This window comes from Vibrio sp. Y58_MX_L22, assembly GCF_024181865.1.
Lineage (GTDB): Bacteria > Pseudomonadota > Gammaproteobacteria > Enterobacterales > Vibrionaceae > Vibrio > Vibrio alginolyticus.
The window spans coordinates 205623-227852 of the sequence record NZ_JAMZAN010000004.1 but is presented as its reverse complement, the minus strand read 5'-3'; the positions used below and the strand labels follow the sequence as shown (position 1 = coordinate 227852).

17 protein-coding genes and 4 tRNA genes are annotated in these 22230 nt (G+C 44.2%); 6 read left to right on the top strand and 15 right to left on the bottom strand.

From position 1 onward, the window contains the following. Positions 1 to 76: 76 nt before the first annotated feature. Positions 77 to 1309: a CinA family nicotinamide mononucleotide deamidase-related protein gene (locus NL626_RS11540; RefSeq protein WP_005376816.1), complete on the bottom strand. Its 1233-nt coding sequence runs from the start codon at positions 1307 to 1309 to the stop codon at positions 77 to 79. Positions 1310 to 1500: 191 nt separating this feature from the next. On the opposite strand from NL626_RS11540, the gene NL626_RS11535 reads away from it, so the two are divergent. Together NL626_RS11535 and NL626_RS11530 are read left to right on the top strand one after the other, a co-directional pair. Continuing rightward, positions 1501 to 2403 carry a DUF3943 domain-containing protein gene (locus tag NL626_RS11535; protein ID WP_005376815.1) on the top strand — a complete coding sequence of 301 codons (903 nt, stop codon included), beginning with the start codon at positions 1501 to 1503 and terminating at the stop codon, positions 2401 to 2403. Between the two features lie 221 nt (positions 2404 to 2624). After that, the gene (locus NL626_RS11530) at positions 2625 to 3137 is read left to right on the top strand and encodes a glycine cleavage system protein R (protein ID WP_005376814.1); all 513 of its coding nucleotides are present in this window, start codon (positions 2625 to 2627) and stop codon (positions 3135 to 3137) included. A gap of 77 nt (positions 3138 to 3214) precedes the next feature. Here the strand turns inward: NL626_RS11530 and nspC are convergent, their stop codons facing one another. The 10 genes from nspC to uvrY all read right to left on the bottom strand — a co-directional run bounded on the left by nspC (position 3215) and on the right by uvrY (position 13475). Beyond that, positions 3215 to 4348, bottom strand: coding sequence for a carboxynorspermidine decarboxylase (gene nspC / locus NL626_RS11525; RefSeq protein WP_054577687.1), 1134 nt, complete (start codon positions 4346 to 4348; stop codon positions 3215 to 3217). A gap of 103 nt (positions 4349 to 4451) precedes the next feature. Continuing rightward, entirely contained in the window at positions 4452 to 5696 is a 1245-nt protein-coding gene (locus NL626_RS11520) for a carboxynorspermidine synthase (protein ID WP_253657366.1), read from the bottom strand. Positions 5697 to 5714: 18 nt separating this feature from the next. Beyond that, positions 5715 to 8591, bottom strand: coding sequence for a pyridoxal phosphate-dependent class III aminotransferase (locus tag NL626_RS11515; RefSeq protein WP_005386787.1), 2877 nt, complete (start codon positions 8589 to 8591; stop codon positions 5715 to 5717). Positions 8592 to 9490: 899 nt separating this feature from the next. After that, positions 9491 to 9566, bottom strand: a tRNA-Gly gene (locus NL626_RS11510). Positions 9567 to 9579: 13 nt separating this feature from the next. After that, positions 9580 to 9666, bottom strand: a tRNA-Leu gene (locus NL626_RS11505). A gap of 77 nt (positions 9667 to 9743) precedes the next feature. Continuing rightward, positions 9744 to 9819: transfer RNA gene (locus NL626_RS11500), tRNA-Gly, on the bottom strand. A gap of 36 nt (positions 9820 to 9855) precedes the next feature. Beyond that, positions 9856 to 9929: transfer RNA gene (locus tag NL626_RS11495), tRNA-Cys, on the bottom strand. Positions 9930 to 10392: 463 nt separating this feature from the next. Next, positions 10393 to 10950 carry a CDP-diacylglycerol--glycerol-3-phosphate 3-phosphatidyltransferase gene (pgsA, locus tag NL626_RS11490; protein ID WP_005394805.1) on the bottom strand — a complete coding sequence of 186 codons (558 nt, stop codon included), beginning with the start codon at positions 10948 to 10950 and terminating at the stop codon, positions 10393 to 10395. 46 nt (positions 10951 to 10996) lie between these two features. Next, complete coding sequence (gene uvrC, locus NL626_RS11485; RefSeq protein ID WP_203345909.1) at positions 10997 to 12829, bottom strand: excinuclease ABC subunit UvrC; 1833 nt, start codon at positions 12827 to 12829, stop codon at positions 10997 to 10999. A 1-nt stretch (position 12830) separates the two neighbouring features. Further along, on the bottom strand, positions 12831 to 13475 hold the full coding sequence (gene uvrY / locus NL626_RS11480; RefSeq protein WP_005386783.1) for a UvrY/SirA/GacA family response regulator transcription factor: 645 nt from the start codon (positions 13473 to 13475) through the stop codon (positions 12831 to 12833). Positions 13476 to 13902: 427 nt separating this feature from the next. Here uvrY and NL626_RS11475 point away from each other — a divergent pair, with 427 nt between their 5' ends. Then, entirely contained in the window at positions 13903 to 16266 is a 2364-nt protein-coding gene (locus NL626_RS11475) for a DNA polymerase II (RefSeq protein ID WP_253657365.1), read from the top strand. Here the strand turns inward: NL626_RS11475 and NL626_RS11470 are convergent. After that, positions 16263 to 17030 carry a nucleotidyltransferase gene (locus tag NL626_RS11470; protein ID WP_053306582.1) on the bottom strand — a complete coding sequence of 256 codons (768 nt, stop codon included), beginning with the start codon at positions 17028 to 17030 and terminating at the stop codon, positions 16263 to 16265. The genes NL626_RS11475 and NL626_RS11470 overlap by 4 nt on opposite strands. 194 nt (positions 17031 to 17224) lie before the next feature. Here NL626_RS11470 and yeiP point away from each other — a divergent pair, with 194 nt between their 5' ends. Then, on the top strand, positions 17225 to 17791 hold the full coding sequence (gene yeiP / locus NL626_RS11465) for an elongation factor P-like protein YeiP (RefSeq protein ID WP_005376801.1): 567 nt from the start codon (positions 17225 to 17227) through the stop codon (positions 17789 to 17791). Positions 17792 to 17793: 2 nt separating this feature from the next. Then, complete coding sequence (locus NL626_RS11460; RefSeq protein WP_005376800.1) at positions 17794 to 18114, top strand: HI1450 family dsDNA-mimic protein; 321 nt, start codon at positions 17794 to 17796, stop codon at positions 18112 to 18114. Positions 18115 to 18301: 187 nt separating this feature from the next. Here NL626_RS11460 and rluB read toward each other — a convergent pair whose 3' ends face one another. Further along, positions 18302 to 19240: a 23S rRNA pseudouridine(2605) synthase RluB gene (rluB, locus tag NL626_RS11455; RefSeq protein WP_005376798.1), complete on the bottom strand. Its 939-nt coding sequence runs from the start codon at positions 19238 to 19240 to the stop codon at positions 18302 to 18304. 565 nt (positions 19241 to 19805) lie between these two features. On the opposite strand from rluB, the gene NL626_RS11450 reads away from it, so the two are divergent. Then, positions 19806 to 20516, top strand: a complete 711-nt coding sequence (locus NL626_RS11450) for a calcium-binding protein (RefSeq protein WP_005376796.1) — start codon at positions 19806 to 19808, stop codon at positions 20514 to 20516. Between the two features lie 93 nt (positions 20517 to 20609). Here NL626_RS11450 and NL626_RS11445 read toward each other — a convergent pair whose 3' ends face one another. Further along, positions 20610 to 21230 (bottom strand): L-threonylcarbamoyladenylate synthase, encoded by a 621-nt coding sequence (locus NL626_RS11445; protein ID WP_005376791.1) that lies wholly within the window; start codon positions 21228 to 21230, stop codon positions 20610 to 20612. Positions 21231 to 21289: 59 nt separating this feature from the next. Further along, positions 21290 to 22147: a PHP domain-containing protein gene (locus NL626_RS11440; protein WP_005386777.1), complete on the bottom strand. Its 858-nt coding sequence runs from the start codon at positions 22145 to 22147 to the stop codon at positions 21290 to 21292. Positions 22148 to 22230 lie beyond the last annotated feature (83 nt).

Sequence of the window (22230 nt, the reverse complement as noted above, 5' to 3'; positions counted from 1 at the left end):
ATGCAAAAGCCAAGGCAATCACCTTGGCTTTTTTGTCTCTGTGTTTTGTCTCTCAGACTACTGTATAGAGCTTTGGTTATAAAGCACTGCTCGGGAGGTGCATCTCTTTAACTTTCTCTAAAAATGCATAATGCGCAAACATCGGTTTACGTTCTAGGTAGCGACGCAACAAGTCTAGTGCTGCCGTGCTGATCACTTTAACTTGATCACTGCGCTGATACTTTTTCGAGAGTTTATATAACGCTCCCCACTCGCCTGACGGTGTCGATAAAGCGACGGAAAAAACACCCTCTTCAATATGGCCAGTAACGAGTGATAAATCCGTCCCACACTTCTCTCGCGTAGCACCAGCCAGAGCAAACGTTTCTGCTAATGGATCTCCGCTGTTGGCCATCGCTTGAGTCAGGCTCGGTAGTATCCAACCATGCCCTAGTTGCTTTTCAGCGTTTTCATCACCGTTTAGCCAGTACGTTAAGTATCCTCCGCTACTTTTTTCGGAGGTCGACACTGTTAGTCCTTTATCGACCAACAACTGGCCGACATTTTCAACCATAGGTAAGTCAATACTAACGGTATTACTCTCAAGGTGTTTATTAATTATCTGTACGAGTTTCAAACGCTGTTCAAGCTGATCTGAAGGACCAAAAAGTTTCACTTCAATAAAAGGCAAGTAAGAGCGATACCCTAGCTCATAGCCTTGAGGAAGTTTTAGCTGATCTAGCTTATCTGAAATACCGGATTCAGACAGACCAAACGTGTAGATTCGGCTACAACATGAACCTTGCACATCGGGAAACACTCTTCTCAGATCGGGAAGAATTTGCGTCTCTGCCATGAGCTTAAATTCACTTGGTACACCCGGTGTGAAATAAAAAATGGCATCATTAATCAGCATTTTGAAACCGCAAGCAGTGCCTATCGGGTTGTCCAATATCTCTGCCGTTTCTGGCAGCATTGCTTGCTTTAAATTACTGTCCGGCATAGGGATGCCACGTCGAGCATACAAACTTTCTAGATGCTGCAACCACTCTTTGAATAGCACCAGTTTACAATCGGCGGCTCTCGCGGCGGCGGCGGCACTCATGTCATCCGTTGTAGGGCCTAAACCACCATTAACAATAACCACATCGTTGTTAAAGCTGAGCATTAAAAACTCTTCAACCAAACTCGATAGGCTATCGCCAACCGTTGAGCGCTTTGTTAAGCCAAATCCATGTTGATAAAACAGGCTAGACAACCATGCCGCATTAGTATCAACAATATCACCGTGGAGGACTTCCTCACCAGTACTAAGCATTGCTATTTTCACAACTGACTCCTGAACGTAAGCACAATCCTATTTTCGTTATAGCGCTTATTTTTCTTTTTATTTGGACAAATCTCGCCGAGGTTTGTTGGGACTAAATAAGGGTCAAGTGTTTAAATGATTGATGTTTTGAGGGATAATTACGAGCCCGAACATACACCATTAACTCGGAGACCTTTGTGTCAAAATCATCCATGTTCAAGACGACTCTAACAGGCCTTTGCTTGGCTTCGTCAGCGCTTGCGCACGCAAGTCACTATGACCTAAGCCGTCATACAGAGTTTTCTTACACACCTGATTGTTTGTCAGGTTACTGCGAAACGACGACTCTGTACACCTTCGAGGCTCAAAATCGCGGTGTTATGTATGAACAGAATAATGATGATTCGCTAAACCTTGACGCAGGGCTTCAGCCTAAACATCTCATCATCCCTCAAGATAAAGACTGGGATTATCTGATGGGTCAAACCTACACCATTCTAGGTCTCAGTATCGCGACCGTAGGCATGATGACTTTTCTTCCAGAAAGTATCACCAAATGGGACGAAGAAGACCGGGACATGAGTAAGTTGGGGCAAAAGTGGAAAGATAATGTCTCTGACGGCCCCGTTTGGGATCGCGATGAACATGTCCTCAACTACATCATGCACCCATATTTTGGCGGCGTTTACTACACGGCAGCACGTCACGCTGGCTATAATGAATTTCAGTCGTTTTTGTACTCCGCAACTATGTCGACGTTCTTTTGGGAGTATGGCGTAGAGGCGTTCGCAGAAGTACCATCTTGGCAGGATATTTTTATCACACCGTTCTTTGGTGCTGTTGTTGGTGAAATGATGTTAACGGCTGAGCAAGACATTATTGCCAACGGTGGCGAAGTTATGGGCTCTGAAACCGCAGGTGATGTTTCGCTCTTCTTCTTAAACCCTGTTGGACATATTCATTATTGGGTAACTGATGCATGGGGCGGTAGTGCAGAACTACAATTCAATTCATCACCTTGGTTTGGAAACCAAGATGTTGCAAAATTCGCCATGGACGCAGGCGCAAACTACGACAGTCAATTTTATGGTGTCGAGTTAAAAGTAACCTTCTAATCCTAAGTTGATACTCGGTAAAAAGCAGCCTTACGATGGCTGCTTTTTTGTGCTCTGAACATTGTTTTAATTATTTCCATCACGAATTAGTGTTAAAAATTGACTTTCATCAAACATTACCCGCCCTTAGCACCTACACTAAATAAAAGGATTTATTCCAATAACTTAAGTAGCACGTTTATTCGTACTGCGTCCAAACCTTGATTCCAGGAGGGGACATTATGAACACCGTATTTATTGTTAATTTTGTCGGACAAGCGTCACCCGCCACGATTAAAGAGCTCGCTGCAATCACACACGAAAACGGCGGGAAATGGCTGATCAGCAAAGTAAACTTTATCGAAGACCAAGTTGCAGGTGTCATCAAAGTAGAGCTTCCAAGAGAAAATGCCGACATCGTTAAACAGGCGTTCTCTTCTTGTCAGACTCTTGTTGTTAGGTTCGTCGACTCTGAGCCTCATTCATATCGTGAAGACACTATCTTCCAACTTCGTTTAGATGCCAACGATAGAGCGGGTATTGTGAATGAAATTACTCACGTTCTCGATAATCAAGGTATCTCAATTTTAGATATGGATTGTCAGCGTGTATTCATTGCTGGAGGCGGAGGGGTAAGCTCTAGCTTATTCAGCGCTAAAATGGCGATAAAACTGCCTAGCGAGCTAGAAATTGAAGACATAGCCAATGAGTTAGAATCTCTGAGTGAAGACACTCGTGTGATTGTGGAGAGTTAATCACGTACTGTTATCGTTTCCCCAATAAAAAGAGCAGCGATTAAGCTGCTCTTTTGGTGCTTATGGCGCGATACGTCTTATTTCACTGACCACTGAGATAGTGAACGTTTGAAATCAGAGTAGTCAAATTCATTCAGTTTTTGAATGTCACCATTCGAGCGTTCACAGTAGACCGACGGCATACGTAGACCGTTAAACCAGTTCAATTTCACCATGGTGTAACCCGCACTATCAAGAATATGCAGACGTTGTCCAATTTCTAGCGGCTGTTCAAAGTTCGCCACGCAGAACTGGTCACCCGCAAGGCATGAACACGAGCCGATCACATACTCATGTTCACCATTTTCAGACGCTTCTAGAATCGATGCAGGCTCGTCGTAAATCAACGTATCAAGACGGTGTGCTTCTGTTGCTGAATCCACAATCGCGGTTTTCTTTACGTTCTCAACGATATCAACCACAGTGACCACTAGGTCAGTCGTCTTGGTAATGATCGCTTCGCCCGGTTCTAGGTACATTTGCACGCCGTGTTTTTCAGCAAACGCTTTCAGCGCTAGGCCAAGCTTTTCGATGTCATAACCCGGCCATGTGAAGAATACCCCGCCGCCCATGCTAACCCAGTCCAGCTTATCTAGGTACTCGCCAAACTGATCTGAAATAGCATCGAGTAAGCCGATAAACGCATCCACGTCTTTGTTCTCACAGTTCATGTGGAACATTACGCCATCAATACCATCAAAAATTTCCGGTTTGATGTGATCAGCCTGAACCCCAAGACGAGAGAATTGACGCGCTGGGTTTGCTAAGTCTTGCCCTGCATAGCTCACACCTGGGTTTAGGCGCAAGCCAATCGATGCTTTACCTTCGACAATATGACGATAAGCCGCTAGCTGTGACTGAGAGTTAAAGATCATCTTGTCACAGATGTCCGCCACATCGCGAACGTCATCTTCGCTGTAACCCACACTGTATGCGTGTGTCTCACCACCGAACGTTTCGTAGCCAAGCTTCACTTCAAACGGGCCAGAACTTGTTGTTCCGTCTAGGTAAGGCTTGATGATGTCGAATACACCCCATGTTGAGAAGCACTTCAGTGCTAATACAAGCTTCACACCAGAGATGTCTTTTAGCTGTTTTGCTTTCTCTAGATTCTCAATCAGCTTGTCTTCATTGATCATGAAGTATGGCGTTTTTAGTTCGTTTTGTTGCATTTTGATACCTTACGTCCCTTCGCCTTAGCAAAGACACTATAAAATCGAACAAAGCCGACGCAAGTGCATCGGCTTAAACGTACAAATAAGAGTCGCTAAATTCTTACTTCAATTTATGGATAACAGGTTGTCCTGGCTCCAGTTCTTGAACATGCCAATCTAGACCAATAGATGGCATGGTTTCTAGGAATGGGTCTGGATTTAGCTGCTCCATGTTGAACACGCCTTTGTCTGCCCATTTGCCACGGAAGAACTGCAAAGCCGCAGTGATCGCTGGTACGCCAGTGGTGTATGAGATAGCTTGGTGTTCAACATCTTCGTATGCGACTTCGTGATCAGCGTTGTTGTAAATAAATACACTGCGCTCTTTACCATCTTTCTTACCTTGAACCCAAGTACCGATACACGTTAGGCCAGTGTAGCCTGGCGCGAGTGATGTTGGATCTGGTAGTAGTGCTTTTAGCACGTGCAAAGGTTGAACAACCGTACCGTCGTGAAGCGTTAGTGGATCTGGGCTGAGTAGACCGATGTCGCGCATCACATTGAAGTAGTTTAGGTAACGGTCACCAAAGCCCATCCAGAATTCGATGCGTTTCGCCGGGATGAACTCTTGCATAGATCGAACTTCGTCGTGCGCCATTGAGTACACTTTGTGTGAACCACAATTCGGGAATTCAAACTCAAGCATACGTGAGTGACAAGGTACTTGTTTCCACTCGCCGTTTTCCCAGTAGAACGAATCGCCTTGAATCTCAAGCATGTTCGTTTCTGGATCAAAGTTAGTTGCGAACTTCTTACCGTGGTCGCCTGCGTTTACATCCATTACGTCGATAGTATCGATTTCATCGAACAGATGCTTCACTGCGTATGCGGCAAACACCGATACTACGCCCGGATCGAAACCAGCACCAAGAATACCTGTAATGCCCGCTTCTTCAAACTTCTCACGGTAACCCCACTGCCAATCGTAAGCTTGAGGTACTTGTTGGCCTTCAGAGCACAAATCAACCGCAACAGATGTATCAAGGTATGACACTTTAGCTTGGTAACATGCTTCCATAATAGACATGTTCACCCAAGGAGGACCTGCGTTGATCACTAAGTCAGGTTGTACTTCTTTAATTAAAGCAACTAAAGAATCTACGTCGTCCGCGTTTACCGCTCGCGCTTCTAATTTCTTAGTTGAATCTTTCAGATTGTTTTTCTTCTGAATCGATTCGATGATTTTCTCACACTTACCTACGGTACGTGATGCGATTGTGATATCACCCAGAACGTCGTTGTTTTGTGCTGCTTTATGTGCAACTACCCAGCCAACGCCGCCTGCACCAATCTGTAGAATTGCCATAGTTTTCCGTTACCTTTGTTAAACTAGCTCTGCCGCTAGCGTATTGATTTTTGAGAGCAAAGATTCAAAGTCCGCCGTCGTCAGACACGGGTTCAAAATCGTAAATTTCAATGCAGTTTTATCGTCGACAATGGTTTCACCCAATACCGCGATACCGCGTGTTAACGCTTCTAAGCGCAACGTTTTGTTCAGTTCATCAAGATCCGCTGATTCATGTGTCGCGCGGAACAGAACCGTAGATAGTGATGGTTCAGCCAACAACTCAAAGTGTTTGTTATCTCGAATCATGCCCGCCACTTCAAGCGTCTGTTCAAGCAAATGATCATACATATCGCCTAGGGCTTTTGGCCCTACGCTTTGCATCGTCATAAACACTTTGAGCGCATCAAAACGCTTAGTTGTCGCAATAGACTTATCCACCAAGTTCGGTAGTTCGTCGTGTTCGCGGTTCAAATAGTCTGCATGGTGAAGCAGGAATTTAAAGTTAGACTTGTCATTTACCAATAGCGCACCACAACTGATGGTTTGGTAAAACAGCTTATGGAAGTCTACGCTGATGGAATGTGCACGCTCACAACCTTTCAGACGCGCTTTTTGGCTACTTAGAATCAGAGCTCCACCGTATGCACCGTCGACGTGCATCCACATGTCATGTCTCGCTGCCATATCGGCGATAAAGTCTAAGTCATCAATAGCACCGTGGTCCGTTGTACCCGCTGTACCAACAATGGCAAATGGGATCAAACCTTCTGCTTTGGCCTGATTGAGAACTTCGTCTAATTTAGTGACATCCATCGTTCCATCGGCATTAGCATCGACAGTCATGACCGCTTTTTCACCCAACCCCATCCAAGACGCTGATTTTTGAACCGTGAAGTGGGATTTTTTCGAACATACAATACGTAGCTTGTCTGCGTATTCAGGAAGGCCAAGCTTTTGAATTGAGTGTGCACTGAGTTTGTCAGCAATCCAATCTCGCGCAAGCATCAAACCCATTTGGTTACTTTGCGTGCCGCCGCTCGTGAAGATACCGTCCGCTTTTTCACCTAACTCATATTTATCGCATAGCCAGTTCACAACTTTCTGTTCAACATAAGTCGCTGATGAAGCTTGATCCCATGAGTCCATCGACTGGTTCAAAGCCGCAATCATTGCCTCTGCCGCAATCGCTGGCATCAACGGTGGAGTATGTAGGTGAGCAATACAATCTGGATGTTGAGTAAAAATTGCGTTTTTCGCGACCAGCTCAGCAGCATCGTCGATAACGGTTTTAAGAGGCGCATTTCCATTATCAAGATCAACGTCGTGAATCGCTGCTTCCAATGCTTTTGGATCCATACCTGAATACGGTGCAGTCACTTGTTCAAACACTGACTTCATTGCCGTAGTAGTGTGATTCATCACCGAAGCAAATTCATTGCTGCCCATCTCTCCAGTGTGGATGAAATGCTTCTTCCATTCATCTTGTGGCTGAGTTTCGATGTGACTACCGCCAGCGGCTAAAATCGCGTCTTCAAATACACGTAAAGCAAAGTCGATTTGCTCAAACGAGATGATAAGAGGAGGAAGGAAACGAATTACTGCACCTTCGCGTCCACCTTTCTCAACGATCAAGCCACGCTCGAGTGCTGCGCGTTGAATAGAAAGTGTGAGTTCACTATCCGCTTGAGGTTCACCAAATTTATTGAGCTCACCGTCTGGATTTTTAATCTCCACGCCTAGCATCAAACCTTTGCCACGAACCTCTGCGATACAGTTCACACGCTTTTGAATACTTTCAAGGCCGTAGCGCAAGTACTGACCCGCAATATTGGCATGCTCAACAAGATTATCACGCTGGATAATTTCTAATGCTTTCGCACCAGAGACCATAGCTAGCTGGTTACCACGAAATGTACCTGTGTGCTCGCCCGGCTTCCATGTATCATGTTGCTTGTTGATAACCAATAGCGACATTGGTAAGCCACCACCAATTGCTTTTGATAAACACAGAATATCTGGAACAATGCCCGACTCTTCGAACGCGAAATTGTAGCCAGTTTTACCAACACCACACTGGATCTCATCGAAGATCAGTAAGATACCGTGTTCATCACAAATACGACGTAACTCTCGTAGCCAGAATGCTGGCGCAGGAACAACACCACCCTCACCTTGCACTGGCTCCACGATAATCGCGGCAGGCTTCATAATGCCTGACTCATCATCGTTTAAAAGACGATCGATATAGCGAATACTTGCTTTCGCACCTTCATCACCGCCAAGCCCAAAAGGACAACGCAGGTTGTATGGGAAAGGCATAAAGTGCACATCCGACATCAAACCAGTTCGACGAGCTTTCGTGCCTAAGTTACCCATCATCCCCATCGTACCATTAGTCATACCATGGTATGCGCCACGGAAGGCAAACATGGTGTTGCGACCGGTAGTCTGTTTCGCGAGCTTGATAGCAGCTTCAACCGCATCAGCTCCAGACGGGCCACAAAATTGGATAACGCTGTTCTCGCTTAACTCTTGAGGAAGAAAAGACTTAACAGATTGAATAAACGTCGTTTTTGCTGATGTTGCAATATCTAGCGTCTGATATGGCAGTCCTGAATCTAATTGCTCTTTCAGAGCTTGGTTTATTTCAGGATGGTTATACCCCAAAGCTAGAGTGCCTGCCCCCGCAAGGCAGTCTAGAAAGATCTGTCCACGCGTATCTTCAACCAAGCACCCAAAGGCTTGTTTAATTGCGATCGGCAAACGACGTGGATAAGAACGTACTTCAGATTCATGCTCAGCCTGATCAATCAATACTTGATCTGGCGTTAAGTCATACGTTCCCTCAACGATAGGAACCTGAGACGAAAAAATGTTTGCGATATTGCTATCGACTTCAAAGGCAGTGCTCATACTACATAATCCCTTGAATTATAATAATTCTGTATCCTGTATTAATAATCATTAGAATGAAATTACAGGAGGTGTGAATACCCCTCCGCATTTGTCAGTGCATAAATGACAAATACAGATCATCCGCCACGATACTCGCGGCTTTATATGTAAAAGGGATTAATCAAGGTTCTGTAATGCACCCGTTTTGTAAAACAGGACATTTCGGCAGTATGAAGCTGATTAGTGTGTGTTTATTCAAAGGTTTCAATGTTGGGTTTCCCATTAATATGCCGCGTTTACAGCATTAGTATCCCGTCTATCGACAAAAGGCTTTGCCGATACCTACCCTACGCAGTGTCACAATCAGCTTGAATGGTCACTACGCGTATCCCCCAGAGATCAAACGTTGTTAATTACGCTCCGAGATTGCGCGCGAATTTATCACAAAATAAAATCTTCTGGCAACGATTTTTCATATTAGTAACAGTGATGTAAATCACAACAAAACATACCCCATTGCAACTCACATGTTCATATTCATGAGCTATGCTTTTCTGCTTCTCTCAAATAGCTGTTATTTAAACAAATATTCTTGAGATATCATCACCTCATCTAAACAGAGGTTTAAGGTTGTGCTGCTTAATCGTAAAACATTCCTTTCTATATCCGGAACATTTAAAAAGATAGCATTCTCGTCACAGCTTTGCCTGGAGTAAGAGTGGTTATTCACCACAAGTGATGGTTTAAACATAGACTAGTAGGAATAGCTAAGATGTTTTGCAATGGCAGAATTAACAATCACTTGAGTCAATGAGACAAAGGGTTCGCTACTTAACGAAGTCTGTGACAGAAAAGAAGTTTGAGATTTTCAAAAAAATACGAAAAAGGCCTAACATTTTCATGTTAGGCCTTAAATCTGGAGCGACACACGAGGTTCGAACTCGTGACCTCAACCTTGGCAAGGTTGCGCTCTACCAACTGAGCTAGTGTCGCATTTAATATGAGATGGTGCCCCGGGCCGGACTTGAACCGGCACAACGCGAACGTCGAGGGATTTTAAATCCCTTGTGTCTACCAATTCCACCACCAGGGCACACAAATATTCTTTGTGATGCCTTTACAGAAAAGTAAAACACCATCTGATATCGCCAATGCCATATCAATAAAATTTGGAGCGACACACGAGGTTCGAACTCGTGACCTCAACCTTGGCAAGGTTGCGCTCTACCAACTGAGCTAGTGTCGCATTTTTCTCGAAAGCCATTCGCTCTCAAAAGAATAATGGAGGCGCCTCCCGGAGTCGAACCGAGGTCCACGGATTTGCAATCCGCTGCATAGCCACTCTGCCAAGGCGCCTCATTTGTGAATAAAACTAAGCTTTTTCACCACCCTTTCGAGCCGTGCTCTCTTGGGTACGGGATGCATTCTACGGATTCGAGCGATCGAGTCAACACTATTTTTATTTTTTTAAATCGTTTGACTAGAATTTGTGCGAAAGACGATGGATTGCTTAGTTTTAATACTAAAAATCGCTTAAATACACTTGTTTATCATAAAACTTTGGCTACGCCTTACACTGCTGGCCGTGCGTTGCGTGCATTGAAGTATTAATAATCAGAAGACTCGCCTCTCTAAGACTCTCCAAGGACAAAAACAAGACTTAGATCACAAATAGAACTCTATCGAAGCAAAAGCCCCAGATACAAATTGCAAACATGGCCGTTAGCAAGCATTGAAAAGCGAGAGAAGCCAAAAAATGCTGTAGATTGTCTTAGATACAAAAAAGCAGGCTATTAAGCCTGCTTTCTAACATCAGAATTTAATGGTGCTCTTCATTCAACAGATCGTCTTTCGCAGCAGCCAAATATTGAATCATTGACCAATATGTCAAGAAAGTTGCCACATACAAGGCCGCAAAGCCTAGCCAAACCATCCATTCATCGTAACGCCATATCAATACCCATAAGGCGAACATTTGCGAAACAGTTTTTACTTTGCCAACCCAAGATACCGCAACACTTGCTCGCTTACCGATTTCAGCCATCCATTCTCGCAATGCTGAGATAATGATTTCTCGCGCAATCATCGTTACCGCAGGAATGGTCACCCAAATTGAATGATAATGTTCCGTGATTAGAATCAATGCCGTTGCCACTAGCACTTTATCAGCGACAGGATCAATAAACGCGCCAAAACGAGAAGTTTGGCCAAGTTTACGGGCCAACATGCCGTCAAGCCAGTCAGTAAAACCCGCTACCCAAAACACCATTGCTGCTGCAAACGGTGCCCATGAATAAGGTAGATAAAAGACAACCACAAAAACAGGGATTAGGAACAGTCTAAGAAGAGACAGAATGTTCGGGATATTCAAACGCATTTTATTATTCTCTTACACATTGCGGCTTAATGTTGCGCGATTTTCCTTATTGTTTCAATGCTTGGAAAATAATTTCTGCTAAAGAGTGACTTATTCCCGGTACTTTGGCGATTTCTTCGACACTTGCACGTTTAAGTTCTTGTAACCCACCCATGTACTTGAGTAACGCCTGACGTCGTTTAGGGCCGATTCCCTCAATCCCTTCGAGTGCACTCGTACGTCTGGTTTTACCTCGCTTAGCACGGTGCCCCGCTATAGCATGGTTATGGCTTTCATCACGAATATGTTGGATAAGATGCAGCGCAGGAGCATCGCTTGGTAAATGAAACTCGTCCCCATCGACTGTAATCAGCGTTTCTAAACCTGGTTTGCGAGTAACGCCTTTTGCAATACCAATCATGATAGGACGCTTTGGCCAATCCCCCCAGTACTGCGAAATGATGTCATGCGCACGATTTAACTGACCTTTACCGCCATCGATAAAGATGATGTCGGGAATTTTCTCTACGTCCAATTGCTTCGAATAACGGCGCTCCAACGCTTGTCCCATTGCTGCGTAATCATCACCACCGGTAATCCCAGTAATGTTGTAGCGACGATACTCTTGCTTTACGGGGCCTTCGTTGTTGAACACCACACATGACGCAATCGTGCTTTCCCCCATCGTATGGGAGATATCAAAACATTCCATTCGAGCTATAGACTCCAACTTCAATGTTTCGCGAAGCGCATGAAAACGCTGATTAATCGTCATCTTGTGATTGATTTTGGTGGTAATCGCCGTTAGTGCATTCGTGTTCGAAAGCTTGAGATACCTTGCTCGAGAGCCAGTTGGCGACGTATGAAAATGAACCTTACGGCCTGCCACTTCACTTAACGCTTTCTGTATTGGCGCAATATCTTCTGCCAACTCTTGATTCAAAATAATACGAGAAGGAATTGTACGTGCTTCGTTATGGCTCAAATAGTATTGAGTCAGAAAACTATCGAACACTTCCTGCTGGCTTGTATTTTGTGGGATTTTCGGAAAATGGCTACGGCTACCAAGCACTTTGCCTTGGCGTATCATCAGGATATGGATACACGCGATACCATTCTCCTGAGCAAACCCGAGTACATCCATATCATCCATGCTGTCTTCTGAGACGTACTGCTGCTCTTGAACACGCCTAATCGCTTGGATTTGATCGCGAAATTTAGCGGCATCTTCAAAGCGCAATTGCTGACTGGCATCTTCCATTTTCTCAATCAACTGTTTGAGTACTTGCTGATCTTTGCCTTGCAAAAACATGCGCACAAAGCCAACCAACTCTGCATATTCTTCATCAGAAATGATGGTATTAACGCATGGTCCTGCACAACGACCAATTTGGTACATCAAACATGGGCGCGTTCGGTTGGAATAGACAGTGTCTTCACACTGGCGCACAGGAAATATCTTTTGCAGCAAATGCAATGTTTCTCTTACTGCACCAGAATCTGGGTAGGGGCCAAAATATTCACCTTTGCGCTTCTTGGCGCCACGGTGGATAGAAAGCCGTGGGTGCTTATGACCGCTAATAAAGATATAAGGGTAAGACTTATCATCTCGCAGCAACACATTGTATTTCGGTAAATACTGCTTGATGTAGTTATGCTCTAAGATCAGCGCTTCTGTCTCAGTATGAGTCACCGTGACGTCTATTTTGGCGATATTACTGACAAGCGCGCGAGTTTTCTCACTGTCTACTTTTTTTCGAAAGTAGCTTGAAAGGCGCTTTTTAAGGTCTTTGGCTTTACCTACGTAGATTACAACAGCTTCGGCGTTGTACATTCTGTAAACGCCGGGCTGATGAGTTACTGTCTTGAGAAAGGAAGCCGAATCGAAAGGAGGATTCACGCTAAAGGGTCTCGGTGTCCAGCATTCCGTGGCGAATCGCTAAGTGAGTTAACTCAACGTCACCATTAATGTCCAATTTACTAAAGAGTCGGTAGCGATAGCTGTTGACTGTCTTTGGACTTAAATTAAGTTGCTCAGAAATATCCGTTACCTTTTGGCCTTTGGTGATCATAAGCATGATCTGCAATTCACGTTCGGATAAGTCTTTAAAAGGGTTCTCAGAGGCTGGAGAAAATTGACTCAATGCCATCTGCTGCGCAATCTCTGGCGAGATGTAACGCTGCCCACTATTAACTACACGAATCGCATTCACCATTTCGTCAGGGCCAGCACCTTTGGTTAAATAACCAGACGCACCTGCCTGCATCACCTTGGTTGGAAACGGGTTTTCTGTATGAACGGTAAGTACGATGATTTTCACATCAGGATTCACGCGAAGAATTTTTTTAGTGGCTTCCAAGCCGCCAATTCCTGGCATGTTCATGTCCATTAAAACGACGTCAGCATGATTACTGCGACACCATTTTACTGCATCTTCACCGCTGTCAGCTTCTCCTGCTACGTTCATTCCACGGACGTCTTCAATAATACGTCGTATCCCTGTGCGAACCAGCTCGTGATCATCTACAAGGAAAACATTTATCAAACTTGTATCTCCACACTTTGTATTGGTTCTGCACCCACATAACCATTATTTGTTAAATGTGGATATCAGTATGACTGCCTATATACTAACGTAATCGACAAAAAATTGCTTTCTATGAATATGTGCTGAAACGCAAACTTTAGCAAGAACTTATTCATAAACCACTCTATTATTTTAGAGCGTGATGAGCAGAACCGAAATCTAAGAAAAGACAATTAACAACATTAAGTACAATAAATCAAGTAACTAGGTTTCATATTGCCCAGAGAAACACGCTATAACTTAAAATGACACTGTCCCTCTTGCACCAAAGACTAACTTGTAATCACTAATTCCAGCAAAAATTTGAGACGCTTTCTTTACTGGTTATTTTTACAGTTCTTAGTGTTAAACTAACGTTCTTCAAGTTTTCTAAGGTTTCTCACATTTGAATATTCAACAAGGCTTCCTGCTAACTCGACATGCACGAGACATCAAAGGTCAAACTCAAATCGAGCTGTGGCTTTCGACAGAAGCAGGCCCTACTCAGTTACTTATTAATGGTGAGAAGCCAGTATTTTTCATCGCTCAGAAACACTCAGAGCAAGCAAAGACACTCGCACGAGAAAAAAACATATTCGTCGACATCCGCCTTTTGGATCTCAAAACGTTTGAACATACGCCTCTTGCTGCCTGCTATACCAATGTAACCAGAGACGCTCTCGCACTCAAAGACACATTCGCTCAAAAAGATATCACTACGTATGAAAGTGATATTCGCCTCGCCGATCGCTACCTAATGGAACGTTTTATCAAAGGCAGTATCGAGTTTACAGGCAATGTGACTCGCACCAATGGCTACCAACACGTCCAGAGCGCAAAATGCCGTGCGGGGCAATATGAGCCGAAGTTAAACGTTGTCTCGTTAGATCTAGAATGCTCTGAGAAAGGCATTCTTTACTCAATCGGATTAGACAGCGTCATGGATTCCCGCGTTATAATGATCGGAGAACCAGAACCTTCGGAGACACCGATACAATGGGTTAAGGATGAAAAAGCGCTTCTAGAAGCACTCATCGTTTGGTTTAAACAATTCGACCCCGATGTCATTGTCGGTTGGAACGTCATTGATTTTGACTTTCGTCTGCTACACAAACGAGCAGAATGGCACAACATGAAGCTAATGCTTGGTAGAGCAGACCAAGCCAGCTTTTTCAGAAGTTCATCTCAAAGCCAACAAGGGTTTATTTCCATTCCAGGGCGAGTTGTAATGGACGGTATCGATACGTTAAAAACGGCGACTTATCACTTTCGGTCTTGGTCATTAGAGTCTGTATCTCAAGAACTCTTAGGGGAAGGGAAAGAAATCCACAACGTTCATGACCGCATGGATGAGATCAATCGTATGTACCGCTCCGACAAACCATCGCTGGCTAAATATAATTTACAAGACTGCGTGTTAGTGAATAAGATTTTCAATCAGACTCACCTGCTAGACTTTGCAATAGAGCGCTCTCGTCTCACTGGTGTCGAACTGGATCGTGTCGGCGGTTCGGTTGCAGCATTCACAAACCTATACATGCCTCAGATACACCGAGCAGGCTACGTTGCTCCGAACCTACACCCTGAAAATTGGATTGCCAGCCCCGGAGGTTACGTGATGGACTCCATCCCTAACCTATATGATTCTGTTTTAGTATTGGATTTTAAGAGTCTATATCCATCGATTATTCGCTCTTTCTTGATTGATCCTATGGGTTTAGTTGAGGGGTTATTGCTCGATATTGGAAAAGAAGAAAATCAGGCTGTACCTGGCTTTCGCGGTGGGCAGTTCCATCGTACGAAACACTTTTTACCAGAAATGATTGAAAAGCTTTGGGCAGCACGTGATGTTGCAAAGAAGAACAATGAAAAAGCTTTTTCTCAGGCAATCAAAATCATCATGAACTCCTTTTATGGCGTACTGGGCTCATCGGGATGTCGTTTCTTTGATACTCGGTTAGCTTCTAGTATTACCATGCGCGGACATGAAATCATGAAGCAAACTAAGGTGCTGATTGAGGAGCAAGGATATCAAGTGATTTACGGCGATACGGATTCCACATTCGTGTCGTTGAATCGACCATACAGTCAAGTAGAAGCTGACGCTGTTGGAAATCAATTAGTTGATTACATCAACTCTTGGTGGCAAAAACACCTGCGTTCTGAGTACAACCTAACATCTATGTTGGAAATCGAGTATGAAACCCATTATCGCAGATTCCTTATGCCAACGATTCGTGGCGCAGAAACTGGCTCGAAAAAGCGCTATGCGGGTTTAATCGGTGAAGGAGAGCAAGAACGGATTGTATTTAAAGGGTTAGAAAGTGCCCGTACTGACTGGACCTCGTTAGCACAGAAATTTCAAAATACACTCTATAGCATGATTTTCCATGGTGAAGATCCAAGCGACTATGTCCGAGAGATGGTTGAGAAAACTAATAACGGTGAATTTGATGAACAGTTGGTGTATCAAAAGCGACTGCGCAGAAAACTGCATGAGTATCAGAAGAACGTCCCGCCACAAGTGCGTGCAGCTCGTTTAGCGGATGAGATAAATGCCAAGCTTGGCCGCCCATTACAGTATCAAAACAAAGGGCGAATTGAATACATTATTACCGTGAACGGCCCTGAACCTTATGAGTACCTCAATAGCCCGATTGATTATCAACATTACATTGATAAACAACTCAAACCCGTTGCGGATGCGATTCTCCCTTTCATTGGGACGGACTTTGACAGGCTTTCAGCGCCACAAATGGGGTTGTTTTAGCCGATACGAAACTCTGTTTTCTGGTACTGTTTGACTAACCAATCACCAAACGCATCAATTAGCCCGATAACAGAACGCTTGGGAATCCCCCGGCCAGAAAGTAAAATTTCTAGCCGCTCGATCTCAAGCTGCTTTTCAGGATGATAAGTTAAGAATACCTTGCCACATTGTATAGGGTCATCAAACCAACGTTTATCTCGATACATCACCAAAGAGTATGACGCTCTTAGTAACTTTTTAGCAATCACGCGCTGGGCGGCCACCTGCTCTTCTATCGTCTTCGCTTGTACGATTTTTTTGCGATACACCGTAATCCAATCTTCCACATCCATATTCCAGTGCTTAGCAATTTCCCAACTTGGGACGTAATCACCGAAGCAGTCTGCTAGATCATCACCATAAACACAGACACAGCAATGCTTAAGCATAAAGCCCCAAGTAAAAATACTATCTAAATTAGCCACTTCGCTCACTAAGGCTGTACGGACCGATACACCATTAACGTGAGGGTAACTCTGCTGCGCACGCCACTTAATTGTGTTGAGCAAAGTCGCGCGATTGTGCTCAAAGGATGATTGAGTAACGACAACCAGGTCTAAGTTCGACCTCCCAACGATCGCTGTTTTACGAGCAACACTACCGTATACATAAACGCTGTGTAAGTTTTGCCCCAGTCCACCTTTGAGACAAGCGATGACTTCCCTAATTAAAGGCGCAAACTCTGGTTGAAATGGTTGTTTAGGATCGATAACAGGCAGAGACATGACTTAAAACGTGTTCTCAGATGGTTCAAGAAGTTGGACTATATGTTCTCTTAGCAGACTCACTGAATCAAGTCCATTCAGGTGTTTAGTCATGGGAGTAACAACAAATTTCTGCAATGAATTTTAATGCTAGGCGGCTAACTTAGCGCTATAATCACCGAGTTTTGCTTAATAAGTATGAATAGGAATATACAATGCCAAAGGCAAGTGAAATCAAAAAAGGCTTCGCAATCGAGTCTAATGGTAAAACTCTTCTAGTTAAAGACATCGAAGTAACGACTCCAGGCGGTCGTGGCGGCGCTAAAATCTACAAAATGCGTTGTACAGATCTAAACACGGGCGCACGTGTAGATGAGCGTTACAAGTCTGATGACGTTGTTGAAACGGTAGAAATGAACAAACGTGCAGTTGTGTACTCATACGCTGACGGCGATGAGCACATCTTCATGGATAACGAAGACTACTCACAATACACATTCAAGCACAATGAAGTTGAAGACGACATGCTGTTCATCAACGAAGATACACAAGGTATCCACATTATCCTTGTTAACGGTGCTGCAGTGGGTATTGAACTACCATCTTCTGTTGAGCTAGTGATTGAAGAAACTGACCCTTCAATCAAAGGTGCTTCTGCATCTGCTCGTACTAAACCAGCACGCTTCGCTTCAGGTCTTGTCATCCAGGTTCCTGAGTACATTGCAACTGGTGACCGTGTTATCATTAACACAGCTGAACGTAAATACATGAGCCGAGCATAAGCATGTCTGATTTGATTTCTTACGACGACGTCATCGACGCAGCGTACGACATTTTCCTTGAGATGGCTCCAGATAACCTAGAGCCTGCTGACGTGATTCTGTTTACTGCGCAATTTGAAGATCGTGGTGCCGCAGAACTTGTTGAAACCGGTGATGACTGGGTTGAACATGTTGGCTTCGAGATCGACAAAGAAGTATATGCAGAGGTTCGTATCGGCCTAGTAAATGAGGAAAATGACGTTCTTGATGACGTATTTGCTCGTATGCTAATCAGCCGAGACCCTGAACATAAGTTCTGCCATATGCTTTGGAAACGCGATTAACGTTTCTTCATCATGAACAAAGATACCAGCCTAGTGCTGGTATTTTTTTATCTGCTGTTTTTGTTTAGCTGAGATATTTGTTTATCCAAAACACCCTGCTCTATATCGGCTTTAGATCCTTTTGTTATGTAACAGATAAGAAAAAGGCTTGCCGAATTGGCAAGCCTTTCTGATGTTTTGCTATCGATTAACGATGCTTGTTGCGTGCGCCTTGGTCACCAGCAGTCTTCTTCGGCTTACGACGAGAAGGGTTGTTGCTGCGACCTTTTGGTGTGTTAACACGCTCTTCATGGCGCTTAACTGCGCGACGAATTTTTTGGCTGCGTGCACGCTCACGTTTGCGTGACGTGTTGTCTTTGTTCAGATCAAGCATGGTTTCTTTCTCTGGACGAAGCTCTACAAGCTCACGCAAGTAGTTTACTTCTTTCAGGTCAAGCTCCATCCAACCGCCACGAGGCAGTTTCTTGTCTAAGAAGATGTCGCCGTAACGAACACGTTTCAGACGGCTAACGGTACACTCTTGCGATTCCCATAGTCGACGAACTTCGCGGTTACGACCTTCGTTGATAACAACGTAAAACGTGTGGTTCATGCCTTCACCACCCGCGTAAACAACATCTTCAAAGCGAGCTAAACCGTCTTCCAGTTCAACACCTTTTACTAGATTACGAACTTTCTGTTCAGTTACTTCACCGAACACACGTACTAGGTATTCACGTTCAACTTGGCGGCTTGGGTGCATTAAGCGGTTCGCCAGTTCACCATCCGTTGTGAAAAGTAGAAGACCAGAAGTGTTCGCATCCAGACGACCAACTGAAATCCAACGAGAGCCACGAATTTTTGGCAGACGATCAAAAACAGTACGACGACCTTCTGGATCGTGACGAGTACACAGTTCACCCTCAGGTTTGTAGTACGCAAGTACACGACAAATCACTTCTTCTTGAATCTTTGCAGAGACAATGTGACCATCGATACGAACTACGCTGCTCTCGTCTTCAAGTCTTTCACCAAGCTTAGCGACTACACCGTTCACGCTAACGCGACCAGATTTAATTAACGATTCAATCTCACGACGAGAACCGTGACCAGCACGTGCTAATACTTTTTGTAACTTTTCGCTCATTTATCTACCTATGTGTCGTCTTCACAGACGTCTAGACCAGGATTGGTCTGCATTTTGCTATTTACCCATTTCAGTGGGATTTTTCGGTCGGACATTATACGTAACTTTCTTAGTTAATGTAAGCTAAATCGGCGCCATTCTCCACACCAAAATTCACATCAAAAATGACCGAAATATTTGTCCTATTCTGCAACTTTTTTACTACTTAATGCAGGCATTGCTCAACGAGAATCCCACTAATATCGGTCTTCCTGAACCACTTTAACCACGCGGTACCTGATAAAATTGTCAGGGTTACAACAATAACCACTTGGGGTGTGTTTACTGTTCGTATTGCTAGAAAGCAACGAAAAATAAGCCGTCCCTGTTTGCTGCTAAGTAATACCAATCACCGCAGACAATGAGCGCTCATAGCAAAGCAAGGTCGTGGGTAACAAGACAAAAATTGTCTTTAAGTCATTAGTTCACATCAAAAATAACACTAATGCTATCGTGTACTCTGACTCTCTAGGTTCGCTCTGCACTCTCGGCGATTGGCATAAATCAGACAAAAAGGAATAGAACAATGTCTATGCTAAATCTCGACCTAAATTGGATTTTTGGGACATCTCAAGATGACGATATGACAGGCACAAAAGGCTCTGAAACAACCGATATTTTCTTCGGCTTCTGTGGTGATGATAAGTTTGTAGGATACGGAGGTAATGATATTGTCTTCGGTGGATGGGGAGATGATACCTTGCTTGGTGGCCGAGGTAACGACTTTGTTTCTGGCGGCTTTGGAAACGATTTCCTATCCGGCGGATTAGGAAACGACAAACTCTTTGGTGGCTGCGGCGACGACACAATTTTTGATTATTCAGGCAACAACTACTTGAGTGGTGGCTGGGGTAACGACACGCTCGTTGTTGGTGATGGTGAATCAGTACTGAGCGGTGGCTGTGGAGACGACACCTTCGTGCTTACAAACCGCCTGGCTATTGGTGTACCTGATCAGCCAGTGTCTTCCAACGATATTGATGTTAAAGCCGACATTGTCGATTTTAATATTTTCCATGACAAACTTGTCTTTGATATGGGCCGAGACACTGATAACGATGGCATTCGAGATACGTTCTTGGATTCGGCGGATGATCTGACTTTATCTTACAATGAATGTGGCTGGGCAGTATTCTCAAGTGATGAATACAATGTTGAAGTGACACTAAACGGTGTGAGCTCTGCATACATCAACTATGCAGAACAAAATGGTATCGACATTTTCGATTTCGCTTAACCTCAATCAGTTAAGTTCAATGAGATGTTCGATATGATAACAAAAATAGGAGGCGCGATGCCTCCTATTTTGTTTGACGGTGGTGTGCGTCTACTATTCGAATGGTGCAGGGTCACCAGATCCCAAACGAACCACAACAGGTTCACCTTCGCTAAAGTCAATTACAGTCGTAGGTTGTTCACCTAGGTAACCGCCATTAAGAATCACATCAACCGCATGTTCTAGTTTATCGCGAATATCCTCTGGATCAGATTCTGTTACGTCACTGCCAGGTAGAATCAACGACGTAGACATCATCGGCTCACCTAATGCTTCCAACAAGTCCAAGGCAATTTGATTGTCTGGAACACGGATACCGATGGTCTTACGTTTTGCATTCATCAGACGACGCGGCACCTCTTTTGTGCCTTTGAAGATGAAGGTGTAAGGACCTGGTGTGTTATTTTTCAGCAGTCGGAATGCAGAGTTATCCACTCGCGCATAGAGAGAAAGCTCCGACAAATCACGACACAGTAAAGTAAAGTTATGCTTATCATCCAGACGACGAATCTGACAGATTCGTTCCAGTGCCTGTTTGTTCTCCAACTGACAGCCAAGTGCGTACCCTGAATCAGTAGGGTAAACCACAACGCCGCCGTTACGAATGATTGCTACTGCTTGATTAATCAAGCGAGCCTGTGGGTTTTCTGGGTGAACGTAAAAAAACTGGCTCATTGTAATTCCTCATTATCGAGCCTCTCGGCTCTATATTTTTATGGGTTCTCGACTTCGTATTACTGAGTGTTATTCAACGAAGGATCTATTCCCCAATCTTTCCAAACTGGTTCGACGCCAGCAGGCAACCATAGGTTCCTTCCTAGCTCCATCCACGGTGATGGGTAGTGAAAATCACTGCCTTGAGAGGCTAATAGTTTGTATTGTATAGCATAATCAGCCAAGTTGCGCCTTTCTTGTTGCGCTTGCTGTGGCTGTGCAACTTCCATCGCATCACCACCCGCTTCGACAAACGCTGCTAGAAGACGCTTAATCCACTTCGCTGTCAACTTATATCTACCAGGATGCGCTAATACCGCCATTCCACCAGCCGCATGGATAGCATCAACCGCATCCTTCATCGAACACCAATTCGGTGGTACATAACCTGGGTTATTACGCGTTAGGTATTTTTTAAACACCATTTGCATGGTTTTTGCGTAACCATTATCTACCAACCATTTCGCGAAATGCGCTCTTGTCACTGGGGCATCACCGGCGATTTGCCTTACCTCTTCAAGCACACCTACTCGAGTTGCTTTTTGTAGTCGCTCTGCAATTAACTCAGATCGTGTTATGCGATGCTGCTTCTGCTGTTCTATAAGGGCAGATAATTGTTCATTTTCCGGATCGATATTCAGGCCGACAATATGAATGTCTTTGTTTTGCCAGACGGTCGATATCTCAATGCCATTGATGATTTTTATCGGCAAATTATTATCTTGAACGTATTGCTTAGCTAACGCCAAACCGTCAACCGTATCATGATCAGTGATCGCCAAAACCTCGATATCAAAACTCAGCGCCCTTTCCACTAAATCTTTAGGTTCTAACCGACCGTCCGATGCAGTGGTGTGACTATGTAAATCAATTCTCATATTTTTATCGTTTTAATGCCGTTTTGGGGTTGACTTTTTACTCCCGCACTAGTTAACTAGTACACAAATACAAAGTATGTAAT

Coding starts and splice junctions, on each gene's coding strand:
- NL626_RS11535 (WP_005376815.1), top strand. CDS start 1,501: ATGTTCAAGACGACTCTAACAGGCCTTTGCTTGGCTTCGTCAGCGCTT.
- NL626_RS11530 (WP_005376814.1), top strand. CDS start 2,625: ATGAACACCGTATTTATTGTTAATTTTGTCGGACAAGCGTCACCCGCC.
- nspC (WP_054577687.1), bottom strand. CDS start 4,348: ATGCAACAAAACGAACTAAAAACGCCATACTTCATGATCAATGAAGAC.
- NL626_RS11520 (WP_253657366.1), bottom strand. CDS start 5,696: ATGGCAATTCTACAGATTGGTGCAGGCGGCGTTGGCTGGGTAGTTGCA.
- NL626_RS11515 (WP_005386787.1), bottom strand. CDS start 8,591: ATGAGCACTGCCTTTGAAGTCGATAGCAATATCGCAAACATTTTTTCG.
- pgsA (WP_005394805.1), bottom strand. CDS start 10,950: ATGCGTTTGAATATCCCGAACATTCTGTCTCTTCTTAGACTGTTCCTA.
- NL626_RS11470 (WP_053306582.1), bottom strand. CDS start 17,030: ATGTCTCTGCCTGTTATCGATCCTAAACAACCATTTCAACCAGAGTTT.
- yeiP (WP_005376801.1), top strand. CDS start 17,225: ATGCCAAAGGCAAGTGAAATCAAAAAAGGCTTCGCAATCGAGTCTAAT.
- NL626_RS11460 (WP_005376800.1), top strand. CDS start 17,794: ATGTCTGATTTGATTTCTTACGACGACGTCATCGACGCAGCGTACGAC.
- rluB (WP_005376798.1), bottom strand. CDS start 19,240: ATGAGCGAAAAGTTACAAAAAGTATTAGCACGTGCTGGTCACGGTTCT.
- NL626_RS11450 (WP_005376796.1), top strand. CDS start 19,806: ATGTCTATGCTAAATCTCGACCTAAATTGGATTTTTGGGACATCTCAA.
- NL626_RS11445 (WP_005376791.1), bottom strand. CDS start 21,230: ATGAGCCAGTTTTTTTACGTTCACCCAGAAAACCCACAGGCTCGCTTG.
- NL626_RS11440 (WP_005386777.1), bottom strand. CDS start 22,147: ATGAGAATTGATTTACATAGTCACACCACTGCATCGGACGGTCGGTTA.